The 12,717-nt window shown below is 69.7% G+C and carries 10 protein-coding genes; 9 read left to right on the top strand and 1 reads right to left on the bottom strand.

Annotation, left to right across the window (positions count from 1 at the left end; genetic code table 11):
- Positions 1-1,881, bottom strand: coding sequence for a right-handed parallel beta-helix repeat-containing protein (locus ACLQ2N_RS22105; RefSeq protein WP_425815612.1), 1,881 nt, complete (start codon positions 1,879-1,881; stop codon positions 1-3).
- 584 nt (positions 1,882-2,465) lie between these two features.
- On the opposite strand from ACLQ2N_RS22105, the gene ACLQ2N_RS22100 reads away from it, so the two are divergent.
- The 9 genes from ACLQ2N_RS22100 (at position 2,466) to ACLQ2N_RS22060 (ending at position 12,496) form a co-directional block, all read left to right on the top strand.
- A complete protein-coding gene (locus ACLQ2N_RS22100) occupies positions 2,466-3,623 on the top strand; it encodes a GntR family transcriptional regulator (protein WP_425815610.1) in 1,158 nt (385 codons plus the stop codon).
- A 573-nt stretch (positions 3,624-4,196) separates the two neighbouring features.
- Positions 4,197-5,402 (top strand): mandelate racemase/muconate lactonizing enzyme family protein, encoded by a 1,206-nt coding sequence (locus tag ACLQ2N_RS22095; protein WP_425815608.1) that lies wholly within the window; start codon positions 4,197-4,199, stop codon positions 5,400-5,402.
- A complete protein-coding gene (locus ACLQ2N_RS22090; protein ID WP_425815606.1) occupies positions 5,399-6,421 on the top strand; it encodes a hydroxyacid dehydrogenase in 1,023 nt (340 codons plus the stop codon). The genes ACLQ2N_RS22095 and ACLQ2N_RS22090 overlap by 4 nt, the downstream gene beginning before the upstream one ends.
- Positions 6,422-6,426: 5 nt before the next feature.
- Positions 6,427-7,407, top strand: a complete 981-nt coding sequence (locus tag ACLQ2N_RS22085) for an aldo/keto reductase (RefSeq protein WP_425815604.1) — start codon at positions 6,427-6,429, stop codon at positions 7,405-7,407.
- 62 nt (positions 7,408-7,469) lie between these two features.
- Complete coding sequence (locus ACLQ2N_RS22080; RefSeq protein ID WP_425815602.1) at positions 7,470-8,915, top strand: hypothetical protein; 1,446 nt, start codon at positions 7,470-7,472, stop codon at positions 8,913-8,915.
- 75 nt (positions 8,916-8,990) lie between these two features.
- A complete protein-coding gene (locus ACLQ2N_RS22075) occupies positions 8,991-10,256 on the top strand; it encodes an ABC transporter substrate-binding protein (RefSeq protein WP_425815600.1) in 1,266 nt (421 codons plus the stop codon).
- A 2-nt stretch (positions 10,257-10,258) separates the two neighbouring features.
- Positions 10,259-11,170: a carbohydrate ABC transporter permease gene (locus tag ACLQ2N_RS22070; RefSeq protein ID WP_425815598.1), complete on the top strand. Its 912-nt coding sequence runs from the start codon at positions 10,259-10,261 to the stop codon at positions 11,168-11,170.
- On the top strand, positions 11,167-12,009 hold the full coding sequence (locus ACLQ2N_RS22065; RefSeq protein WP_425815596.1) for a carbohydrate ABC transporter permease: 843 nt from the start codon (positions 11,167-11,169) through the stop codon (positions 12,007-12,009). Before ACLQ2N_RS22070 ends, ACLQ2N_RS22065 begins: the two co-directional genes overlap by 4 nt.
- A gap of 145 nt (positions 12,010-12,154) precedes the next feature.
- Complete coding sequence (locus ACLQ2N_RS22060) at positions 12,155-12,496, top strand: L-rhamnose mutarotase (protein ID WP_425815594.1); 342 nt, start codon at positions 12,155-12,157, stop codon at positions 12,494-12,496.
- Positions 12,497-12,717: the final 221 nt, after the last annotated feature.

The following is a 12,717-nucleotide window of genomic DNA, read 5'->3' as shown; positions in this document are numbered from 1 at the left end:
TCACTGGGTGTCGCCCTCGGGCAGCGGGTACGGGAAGTCGGCGGAGACACCGATCTTGTCGTACTGCATCTTCGAGGCGTCGTAGCCGTCTTCCCAGTTGGCGTTCTTCACGTCGTTGCACTGGTAGCTCTGGTAGCTCTGGTCGGTGGTCTTCCCGACCTCGATGTCCTCGAAGCTGAACCCGCAGCCGCCGGCGTCCATGTGGACACCGCGGGTACCGCTGTCCGGCATGGAGCTGTCCGGGATCACATCACCGATGACCATCTGGCGGACGTGGTTGTCGATCGTGTGCGGTTCGACGTTGCTGACTCCGTAGGTGTAGAAGGCGCCCATGTCACCGCTGTCCAGTCCGGCCTGGTCGATGCGCAGGTACTCGAAGGTGTTGTCGCGGGCGTAGTCGTCCGTGGGATCGACCTCGGGCCGCACTTCGAGGCTCACGCCGTAGCGCGCGCTGTGCTTGATGTGGCTGTGACTGATGGTGTTGTGACCGGTGTTCTGGAGCTCGATGCCGGACGCGTCGCCCGGGACCAGTTCGCCGTAGTGGGTGATGTAGTTGTTGGTCAGCAGGTGTCCGTTGGAAGTGTTGCCCTCGCCCGGGTACGGGCCCTCGACCTTGATGCCGTCGCCGCCGATGTTCTCCAGCAGGCTGTCCCTGACCGTCAGTCCGTCGTTGGCGAAGAGCGCGTAAACCGCGTGGTAACCGGTGTCGGAGATGTGCAGCCGGGACAGGGTGATGTCCTTGCTGTTGGTCACGGTGACGGCGCCGAAGCGGTTGCGGGGAAGCTCGATCTGCCGGTCGTACTCCGGGTACTTGTGCGCTTCGCCGGAGTCGCCGTCGCTGATCCAGCCGTAGCGGTACCAGTCGACGAAGTCGGTGTACTGGAGCGAGAGCCCGTCGAGGGAGAGGTTCCGCACGCGCCGGTCCGGGCTGGGTCCGGCCAGGTTGAACAGGGTCTTCACGGTGGGCCGCAGAACGGTGACGTCGTTGATGTCACCACGCGGCTTGTAGTACACCTGGCCCTTCTTGAAGTCCATGTAGTACTCGCCCGCCTGGTCCAGGAAGTCCAGCGAGTTCTGCAGGAAGTACCGGGAGCCCCCGCGGGAGTTCATCAGGGCATAGCGGGTCCAGTACTTCAGGGTCATCTGGTTCTTCGCCGGGTTCCAGTCCCGGATCGGGACGGTGTCGGTGAACCAGCTCCAGCTGCCGCCCGACCAGACGACGGCCGAGGCCTGGTCGAGATTCCAGCTCGCGTCCCAGTCGCCGGGGCTGGAGTACAGCCATTGGCGCACGGCCTCCTTCTCCGGCTCGGCGAGCACGGAGGTCATGTAGGGGGCCCACTCGTCGTCGGACTTGCGGTTGGGGTAGCGGGCCGTGGTGGCGCGCTTGCCGTCCTCGAAGAGCGTGTAGAAGGGCTTGTCCGTGCCGACGTCCGCACGGTAGATGCCGTCTTTGTACTCCTGCCAGCCGGTGACCGGGGCCGCGCCCATCACACGGGCCTTGCCCGCGCCGTCGTAGGAGCGGTAGACGACCCGGTGCCCGTCGGCACCCGAGTCCCGGTCGTCGAAGTCGATCGTGGTGGAGACCGGGTAGTCGCCCGCGCGGAGATTGACGTTGATGTCGCACCGCATGCGCCCGGGGCGGTTGAGGCCCTTGTCGCGGATGTGGTCGCGGGCGCCTTCGATGGTCTTGAAGGGGCTGTCCTCGGTGCCCTTGGCCCGGTCGCTTCCGTCGGGCGCGACGAAGATGTCGGTTGCCGTGCAACCGGTCGCCTGCGCCTGCGCGTCGGGGATGTTCAGTGTCGCTCCGGTGACCAGCAGGGCGCCGGCGGCCAGCAGCAGGGGAAGTCTTGACCTGTTTCGTACGAGGGTGGTGAGGGGCATGAGGTCTCCTTGCCACGTGCGTTGTGTGGCTGTGTCGTTCGGCCGTGGACGTGCGGCCGCCGGGCGGGGCACGGGCCGTGCCGCACCGGGGCGTGCTCCTGCACACGATGACGACGTCCGAGCACGTCATCGCGGCTTCACGTTCGGTCTGTCATCGCCCGCCGGTCACCAGGGAGCAGGAAGGCTCCGCCCGGGCCGTACGTGCGCGGGAGGGCGCAGGAAGGGTTCGGCCGGGTGAGCGCGGGCACGGGGTGCCGTCGCGCGGGCCGTCATGACCGGGGGCGGTTGTCCCCGGGGGACCTGGTGTCCCTGGCCGGGCCGGGGAGGCTGTTCAGGTTCGGACGGGAGACACGGCGCCGGTTCTTCCGGACCCCACCCCTCCGGTCCTTCGTTCACGCAGCGTTTCCTCCTTGGGGGGCTTCGCGGAGCACGATCTGGTGGGTCACTGGCTGAGCACGATAAGTAAGATGTTCGCGCCCGGTCGCCGTCAATACGCCGGAGCGAACAATAAGTTGATGTGTGCGGGACGTCATTCCCGTGGCCCTCCGAGTCATAAATTCACCCAACCATGGAGTGGCAGAGCCGTGACTTTTTCAGATCCGCAGGTGTTTCCCCAGCTCAGCGAGGAGGACCGGGCCGCGCTGTCCGACTACTCGCGTCAGCTGCCCGGGGCCGTACGTTTGCGCAGCAGCATGGTCCTGGCCCTGGCCGAAGGGCTGACCAACGCCGAGGTGGCCCAGCGGTTCCAGGTCAGTCGCGCCACGGTGGCCAAGTGGCGGGACCGCTACGTCCGCCGGGGCGTGGCCGGACTGCGGGACGCTCCCCGCTCGGGCCGGCCGCGCAGCGTCACCAGACGGGAGGCGGAGGCGCGCATCGCGGAGGTGCTCGCGCAGTCCGGCGACGGCACTCCGGTGCCGTCCACCCGCACACTGTCGGACGCCCTGGGCCTGTCGCAGTCCACCGTGGCGCGCATCCGGCGCGAGCAGGCCGCCGAGCTGCCCGAGGGGGCGCGGCCGCCGAGCGGCGGGCGCCGCCGCGGGGGCGGCCGAGGCACGGCGGCCGCGGTCCCGTCCCCGGCCCGCCTCCCGCACCGGCCGCCCTCGGAGCACGTGTACGCGCTGCTGCGTGACTGGATCGTCAGCGGTGAACTCGCGCCGGGTCAGCGCCTCGTGGAGGCGGACATCGCCCGCCGGGTGGGCACGGGTCAGGCACCGCCGCGCGAGGCGATCAAGCGACTGGCGCACGAGGGCCTGGTGACCTCCCAGCCGCACCGCGGCACGCGCGTGGCGCGGATCCCCGAGCAGCAGGCCCAGGACGTGCGGGACATCCGGGTCATGTTCGAGGAGTACGTGGCCCGTCGCACGGCCGGCCGCCTGGACGCCGAGCACACACGGCTCCTGACGGACGATGTGGCACGGCTGCGCCTCGCCGTGGACAAGGGCGACATCGCGGCCTTCCGCGGCGCAGACATGTCATTCCACCGGCATGTCTGCGCGGCCGCCGGCAACGACGCGCTGCTGCGGCTGTGGCGCGTGATCGAGTCGAGCCTCTGGGATCTCCACGTACTGGGCGACCCCCGCTACGACGGCAACTGGGGCGCGCTGGCCGAGCACCACTCGGAGCTGCTGGAGGTCCTGCGCTCCGGGGACCCGGAGACCGCCGGGCCGATGTTCGCCGCCCACGCCGCGGGCGAGGTGGACGGCTACCTCGCCGGTCCCACAGGCCCGGCCACCTCGGGCTGACGGCCGGGCTGCCCACGCGATGCTCCGGCCCGTCGGTCCGTACGGCGCTGAGCAGAACACGGAAGGCGTGGGCAGGACGTCCCGGGCGCAGCCGAACCGGCGGACGGACGGCGGGCCGGCCGGGACGGTCCGTGTACGAACGGCCCACGCGTGCGGGCTCGCCCCTTGGTGCGGGCGACGGACCCACTGGGCCGGATCCGGGCGCATCGGGCACGACATGTGCTCCGACATGCCCTTTTGTCGTCCACGAACCGTGCAGCGCAGGCGAGTTCGGCGTAACCGCAGAGCTTCCAGGTCGTCACTTGTATGATACGTTACGAGTGTTGAAGGGGTGGCACGGGGCCTCCCCCTCGACGGTGCGACGCCCTGGCTTGCGCCAAGAGGAAACACCCCCGAACCATCAGCAAACGGCGCGGTCGTCGAGCGCGAGCCGCGTGCCCCGGCACCATCCCCCGCGGCCCGCGCCCGGCCTTCCCGGACCACGGGTCACCGGTCCAGGGACGCACCACCCACCTCGGAGGCCTCCCGCGCCTCCGTCCAGGGGCTGCTAACGAGCACTCAGAGGGGGAGCAGATGAAGATCACCGGATACCGGTCCCTGCGGACCGTGCACAACTGGGGCCGCCCCGTCGGGGACGCGAACGGCTTCGTCGCAAGCGGGGTCACCGAAGTCCCGGTCGTCCTGGTCGAGACCGACGACGGTCTCACCGGCGTGGGCCTGGGGGCCCACACCGAGGCCCATCGGATCTTCCCCGCCATCGAGGGTCAGGACCCCCGGGCCGTCACCGCCCTCTACGACCGGATGCTGGCCCACACGTTCAAGGCCGGACACGGTGGGTCCGTGTTCGGCTCCATCGGCGCCTTCGACATGGCGCTGTGGGACCTCAAGGCGAAGATGGCGGGCGAGCCACTCTGGCGCACACTCGGCGCCGCCGACCGCTTCGTTCCCGGTTACGCCTCCGGCCTGGACATCGCCCTGGACGACGAGCAACTCGTCGCGCTGTACACCGACTGGGCCGAACGCGGCTTCACCGGAGGCAAGATCAAGGGCGGACTCGACACCGACCGCGACATCACGCGGCTGAACGCGGTGGCGGACGCCCTACGAGCCACCACCCGCTCCCCCGCCCTGATGCTCGACGTCAACGAGACCTGGGGCAGACACCAGGCCGTACGGCTGCTGGCCCGCATCGAGAAGCACGTCGATCTCACCTGGATCGAGGAACCGGTCCGCCGGTGGGATGTGGCAGGCAACCGGGCCGTGGGGCGAGCCGCACGCGCCGCCGTCGCCACCGGGGAGAACCTGACCGGGCTGGAGCAGTTCCGGCCCTTGCTGGCCGGGGACGCCGTGCAGGTGGTGCAGACCGGCAGCGTCTGGGGCATTACCCACTTCCTCCGGGTCGCCACTCTCGCCCACGGCCAGGACCTGCCCGTCAGCCCGGTCGGATACGAGACCAACCCGCTCGCCCACGCCGCCGCCGCGACCCCCAACCACCTGGTCACCGAAGTGCAGGACACCTCGGCCCCGGTGGGCCTCACCGTGGACCAGGAGATCGCCGACGGCGGCATCGTCCTCGGTGACTCCGTGGGGCTCGGCATCACCGTCGACGAGGCCGCGATCGCGCGTCTCGAGGAGACGGCCGGCTGGGCCCAGCCGGCCGGACCCCACGTCCGGCCGCGCGATGCCGGCCTGCGCCTCGTGGCCGAGTCCGGACACGACGGCCGGTCCGCCGACGGCGCCGCCGCCGCCGGGCGCACCCGGAAGGGGATGGCCCCGTGACACGACCACGTGCCGTCCTCGCGATGAACCCACCCGGTCTGCCCGGCTCCCTCTTCGACGAGGACGCCTTCGCCCGCCTTCGCCGGGCCGCCGACATCGACACCGGCCTCGTTCTCACCGAGCTGGAATCCGCCCGCTCACAGGAGATTCTGGCCGGGGCCGACATCCTCGTCGCGGGCTGGAACGCACCCGTCGTCCGCGCCGCCCACCTCCCGTACGTTTCCCGGCTGCGGGCCGTGGTCTACGCGGGCGGTGTCGCCGCGACCTGCCTGGAGGACCCCGAGTCCTTCGCCGCCCGTGGGGTGGTCGCCGCCAATGCCCGGGCCGCCAACTCCATCCCGGTCGCCGAGTACACACTCGCCATGATCCTTCTGGCCGGCAAGCGGGCGCTGCCCACCGCGCGGGCGTACCGGCGGTCCAGGAGCGTTCCGGACCATCCGGCCACGCACTCCGTGCCCGGCAACTACCGGCAGACGGTGGGCATTGTCGGCGCCTCCACCGTGGGCCGCGCGGTCCTCGCCCTGCTCCGCTCCTTCGATGTCGAGGTGCTCCTGTACGACCCCACCCTCACCGCGGAGGAGGCCGGCGGCCTCGGCGCACGGCAGGTGGCGCTCGACGAACTCATGGGAAGCAGTCACGTGGTGTCACTGCACCAGCCGCTGACGCCACGAACGCGGGGGCAGATCGACGCGGGCCTGCTCGCCCTCATGCGCGACGGGGCGACGCTGGTGAACACCGCCCGTGGAGCCGTCGTCGACCAGGACGCCCTGACCGCGGAGCTGCGCAGCGGCCGGATCGACGCCGTGCTGGACGTCACCGACCCGGAACCGCTCCCCGCGGACAGCGGCCTGTGGTCGCTGGACAACGTCGTGCTCACCCCGCACCTGGCCGGCTCCATGGGCGGTGAGCTGCACCGCATCGGAGACGCCGTGGTCGACGAGGTGGAGCGCTTCGCGTCGGGCCGTCCGTTCGCCCACCCGGAGGACCTCGCGGCCTCCGCGCGTACCAGGGTCCGGTGAGGCGCATGCGTACGCGAACCGCCGCCCGCACCCCGACTCTGACAGAACTCGGCTTCGGCGCGGCCCAGTTGGGCAACCTCGGGCGTGTCACGAGCGACGAGGACGCGGCGGGCGCCGTCGACGCGGCCTGGCGAAGCGGCGTCCGCTACTTCGACACGGCCCCGCACTACGGGCTCGGGCTGTCCGAGCGCCGCCTCGGCGTGGCTCTCTCGGGGCGCCCCCGGTCCCAGTACACCGTGTCCACCAAAGTGGGCCGGCTGCTGGTGCCGAGTCCGCAGACGGCGCACCTCGGGGACGACGGCGGATTCGTGGTGCCCGCGGCGTCCCGCCGCAGCTGGGACTTCAGCCGGGACGGAATCCTGCGGTCCCTTGAGGGCAGTCTGGAACGTCTCGGCCTGGACCACGTCGACATCGTCTATCTCCACGACCCCGACGACCACTGGCAGGAGGCGTCCACGACGGGCATCGACACCCTCGTCGAACTGCGCGACCAGGGGGTGGTCAGGGCCGTGGGCGCCGGAATGAACCGGACCGGCATGCTCACCGAGTTCGTCCGCCGCTGCGACGTGGACATCGTCATGGTGGCCGGCCGCCACACCCTGCTCGACCACTCCGCCGCGGACGAACTGCTCCCGCTCGCCCTGGAGAAGGGTGTCGGCGTCGTCGCCGCCGCGGTGTACAACTCCGGGCTGCTCGCGGCCCCCCGCCCGCCGATGCACGCCACCTACGACTACCGGCCGGCCTCCCGTGAACTGCTCGGCCGGGCCGCAGCGATAGCGGACGTCTGCGAGCGGCACGGCAGCAGCCTCCCGGAGGCCGCCATCGCCCACCCCCTGCGGCACCCGGCGGTCACCTCGGTGGTTCTCGGCGCACGGAACGCCCACCAGTCCCGCACCAACGCCGACCGGCTGACCGCCACCGTCCCCGACGCGCTCTGGGACGAACTGGCCGCGCTGTCCCTGCTTCCCGCGGAGGGACGGACATGAACGTCACCGACTCCGCGCGGTCGGATGCCGCACGGCCGTGCAACCACTACGGAAGGAACGCCATGGAACACCGCACGACCGAGCCGGACACGGCCGCACTCGCCGGCTGGCTGCACAGCTGGATCACGGAGGAGGGCGCGGTCAACGGCTTCCACAACCACAGCGTGTGGGGCACGAACCCCTTCACCTTCCTCGACTTCACCAGCGGGCACACCACGTTCGCCGGCCCTGCCGTCGGCGCCTTCGCACAGGCCCTGGCCCAGCAGCCCGACGAGCGGGGCGTCGCACTGCTGCGGCGACTGGTGCGCTACCAGGCCACAGAGTTCCAGGACGACGGCCAGTACCGGCACATCGGCTTCCAGGTCGGTGAGTCGGCGACCACCGGACTCATCCACAACGCCGTCGGGAGCCTCGGCGTGATGCTCGCGCTGAAGCACGCACGTCATCTGCTGCCCGACGACGAGGTGGACGCCGCGCTCGCGGCCGTACGCCGCAATCTCGACGCGTGCGAGATGTACGGGGGCGGCCGGGCCGGTGAGGACGGTACCTGCAACCAGGAGTACGCCCGGGTGTGGGTCAAGCAGCTCTACACGGAGCTGGCCGACGACAAGACCTACGCGGAGCAGATACCCGAGGATCTGGCCACCCTGGTCCGCCTTTTCCACCACAGCGGCGTACCCGACGCGGACAGCTCCGGCACTTTCCGCACCGTGCGGGACCGCACCGAGGGCGGCATCCTGGAGCCGGCCGAGTACTACGGCCTCATGATCGTTCCCCTCGTGCTCGGCTACCGCGCACAGGGCGATCCGGAGCTGCTGGCCGAGGCGAGGCGGCTGTGCCGGCACGTGGCCCGCTCGGCGTGGACCGACGAAACCGGCGCCGTCCGCTACCACCGCTACTGGTACGTCCAGGGCGACCGTGCCCTGAAGACGGACACGCCCATGCTGATCGCGGGCATGGGCCTGACGCTCTACGGCATCCACGAGGTGCTGGCCGAGGGCCCCGACGCCGAGCTGGAGGCGTTCACCGAGGCGTGCCTGGCCACCTACGCGGGCTACCAGACGCCCGCCGGCTACTTCGCCTCCGCCAGCGGCTGGCACAACGAGGCCGACATCGCACCCAGCACCGCCTGGCACGCCCACGACCTGATGTTCCTGATGGCGCGGCTGGGACCGGGCGACGGCTTCTGGGACAAGGTGCTCGCCCCCAGGGACCGGCAGTCGGTTCTGATCAGCGACCGCGCCTTCTGGGCCGAGTCCGGCGTCCACTGGTGCGTGCGCTCGCCGCTGACGGCAGGGGACCTGCACATCTACGGCCGCAAGGACAAGGACACCTTCACCCGGGAGTTCTTCGCCTGGACCGACCGCGAGCCGCTGCCCGAGGACCTGCGGTATCCGGACACGCTCGAGTTCTTCGTGGCCAACGACGGCATCTACCGCGTCGACGCCGACGAGGCACCCACCGACATCACCGCCGTCGGTCCGCTGCCCTACCGGGGACGGCTGTGACACCGGAGCACGCCCCGCAGTCCAGAGAACGTTGATCACCAGCTTTCCCTACCGAGGAAAAGAGAGTCGACAATGATGTCTGCCAACCGAGGGGTCAAGGCACGCGGAGCCGCCCTTGCCGCCGTGGTTCCGCTGCTGCTCCTCGCGGCCTGCTCTTCGGGCTCCGGCACGTCCGGCAGCAAGGACGGCGAGATCCGGATGATGGTCAACCTGACCGACAACCTCGACCGGGCCTACTGGGAGAAGCTGGTCAAGCCGTTCGAGGACAAGACCGGTCTGAAGGTGAAGATCGAGGGCCCGACCGGCAAGTCCGTCGCCGAGTCCTTCCCCCAGCAACTGGCCGCGGGGACCGCACCCGATGTCATCCAGTCCATCTTCCCGGACGACGACACGGCTCCGGAACTGGTCGACCTCAGCGGTGAGGCCTGGGCCAAGGGAACCCCGATGTTCGACGCGTACGCCATCGGCGACACGCACTTCGCCGTCGGCGTCGGCACCCAGACCCAGTCGCTCGTCTACTACAACAAGACCGCGTTCAAGAAGGCCGGCATCGCCGGGACTCCGACCACGTGGAAGGAGATGACCGCGGATCTGGGCAAGCTCAAGAAGGCCGGCTACACGCCGATGCAGACCGCGGGCGACTACCAGACCGGCCTCCAGCTCCAGCAGATCTACCACCCGACGCTCAACGAGCTCCACCCGAAGTGGCAGAGCGCCGTCACGGACAAGAAACTCACCGTGGGCGAGGCATACAAGCCAGCCTTCCAGATGTACGCGGACTGGATCGACGCCGGTTACATAGCCAAGAGCGACGCCGGGCTCAACCCCTCGCAGGCGGACGGCAACTTCATCGCCGGCAAGGCCGGTCTCTACACCAACGGCAGCTGGTTCGCCGCCACGCTGGCCAAGGCCGGGAAGCTGCCCTTCGAGGTGGGCGTGTTCTCCCCGCCGGCCGCCGACGGCAAGAGCTATCCCGGCCCGCAGGGCGCCACCATGGCCAACCCGTACATGGTGCACAAGGGCGCGTCGGACGAGGCCGGCGCGAAGCAGCTGGTGGAGTTCCTCGTGACCGACCCGGCGGCCATCAAGGCTCAGCTCGGCTCCGACGGAGTGTTCCGGCAGGATTCCGGCGTCGAGCAGACCGGCACCGAAGCCCTGATCCAGGACATTCTCGACCATGCTCCCGCGCTCGTCGCCGTGGGCGAGGGCCAGGGCAACGTCCGGCTGCCAGTGACGGGCTTCAACCCCAAGTTCACCGAGGTCGCTCAGAGCCTCTACACGGGGGCGAGCCCGGCCGACGCCGCCAAGGCCATCGACCAGTGGACCGACGAGAACCGCTGACCATGGCACGCACACTCCCCTCGAAGCCGCGGCGATGGCGCAACGCGGGCGCCAGTATCAGCATGGTCGTCCCCGCGGTGCTGATCTACGCCGCACTCCTGGTCGTACCGGTGATCTACGCGTTCTACTACAGCTTCACCGAGTACAACGGATTCCCCACTCGCGTCCCTGAGTTCATCGGGCTGGAAAATTACCGCACCATCTTCGGCTCCGACGACATGACGGGCACCATGGTGATCACCGCCGTGGTGGCCGTGGTGGGCGCGGTCGTCGTCAACGTCGCGGCGCTCGGACTCGCGCTGCTGCTGAAGCGCACCAACCGGTTCAACACCTTCGGCCGGGTGGTCATGTTCTACCCGCATGTCCTGAGCGCGCTGGTCGTCGGCTTCCTGTGGCAGGCGATCCTCGGGCCCCAGGGCGTGGTCAACACCATGCTGGAGAAGGTCGGAACCGACAGCCTGCCCTTCCTCAGCGACCCCGACTGGGCCCTGTGGTCGATGATCCTCGTCATCGTCTGGTCCCTGTTCGGTGTGCAGTTGATCCTGTACCTGGCGGGGCTCCAGGCCGTTCCGGAGGATCTGCTGGAGGCGGCGAAGCTCGACGGAGCCGGCCGGTGGCAGACCTTCCGTGCCGTCACGTGGCCGTCGCTGGCCTCCACGGTGACGGTCGCCGTCATCACCTCGGGCATCTCGCTGCTGAAGACGTACGACGTCGTCGTGTCGCTGACCGGGGGCGGTCCCGCGGGGTCGACCAAGACCCTCGCCTACTCGATCCTCGCGGCCTCGTTCCCCCAGCGGAAGATCGGCCTGGCGTCGGCCCAGGCCGTGCTGCTGATCCTCGCGGCCGCGGCCTTGTCCCTCACGGTCCTCTTCCTGCGCAGGCGCGCCGAGAACGACGCGGAGTCCATCGGATGAAGAAGACACTCACCACGGCCGCCGCCCTGCGCGTCGTGTTCGTCACCCTGGCGTCCGTCGGCATGCTCGTGCCGATGTACCTCCTGGTGGTCAACGCCTTCAAGAGCCAGCGGGAGATCCTCAGCAACCCGTTCACCCTGGACCTCGGCACCGCGACGTTCAAGCACCTCGCGGACGCGTGGAACAACCCCGACTTCAGCATTCTCAAGGGGTACGGCACCACGCTCGCGCTGGTGCTCTGCGTGAACGCGCTGGCCATGGTGGTGTGCGCGCCCGCGGCCTACGTACTGGCCCGCACCCCGAAGGTGATCTCACGGCTGCTGCTGTTCTTCTTCATCGCGGGGATGTTCATCCCGACCCAGGTGATCCTGGTGCCGGTCATCTTCGTACTCCGCGCCGTGGGACTCATGGGAACGATGCCCGGCCTCATCCTCTTCATGACAGCCACCACCATCCCGTTCACGCTGTTCGTCTTCTTCGGCTACATCCGTGTGCTGCCGAGGTCGCTGGACGAGGCCGCGGCCATCGACGGGGCCGGCAAGTACTACACGCTGTGGCGGATCATCGTGCCTCTGATGCGGCCGATCATCGCCACCGTGTTCATCCTGAACTCGCTGAGCGTGTGGAACGACTTCGCCAGTCCGCAGATGATCCTCGGCCCCGGTAGTGACGTCTACACCGTCACCACCGGTGTGTACGCCGCCGTCGGCCAGTACTCGACGGACTACACCAAGGTGTTCCCGACCCTGCTGCTCGCCGTGATCCCCATTCTGGTGATCTTCGTCGTGATGCAGCGTCACGTCATGAGCGGCCTCGCGGCAGGAGCCGTGAAGGGCTGATCCCCGATGGCGGGGCCGGCCGGACACCCCCGGCCGGCCCGCCCGTCCCATTCCACTCCCCAGATCCGACCGGCCCGGCGCTTCCGCCTGGCCGGTAGAGGCCGTTGGCGGGCCGGGCGGCCCGCCTCACGAAGGAGTCTGTGCCATGCCCGCACCCCGCACCCCGCGCCGTGTCGCGTCCGTGATCCGCCTGCGTCCGGAACAGGAAGAGAAGTACCGGGTGTTGCACCGATCGGTCCCGCAGCCGGTCCTGGACACCCTGTCCCGCGCCCACATCACCTCGTACTCGATCTTCCTGCGCGACCACACGCTGTTCGCCTACTACGAGTACACCGGCGACGACTACGACGCCGACATGGCCGCCGTCGCCGCCGACCCGGAGACCCAGCGGTGGTGGACCCTCACCGATCCCTGCCAGCAGCCGCTCGGCTCGGCGGAGCCCGGTGAGCGCTGGGTGGACGCGGAGGAGGTCTTCCATCTGGACTGACCCGTCGTCCGCCGGCCCCGCCCGGCTGCCCTTCACCGCCGCGTCCTCGTGCGACGGCTCTCCGGCGCCCGGTTCCGTCGCGACGCTTGTGCGGGGTCAACGTGGCGTCATACTCTGCACATGTCATACATGTTTTGTTTGCCTGCGGGGCCGACCCGGGCGGCACAGGGGCTGCCGGACGCCCCCCTCGGCCTCCGCTCACGGACGCCGGGGCGCCTCGA

This window comes from Streptomyces sp. DT224 (genome assembly GCF_049844595.1).
GTDB lineage: Bacteria > Actinomycetota > Actinomycetes > Streptomycetales > Streptomycetaceae > Streptomyces.
The sequence above is the reverse complement of the archived record's forward strand: the minus strand, read 5'-3'. Positions and strand labels throughout refer to the sequence as shown.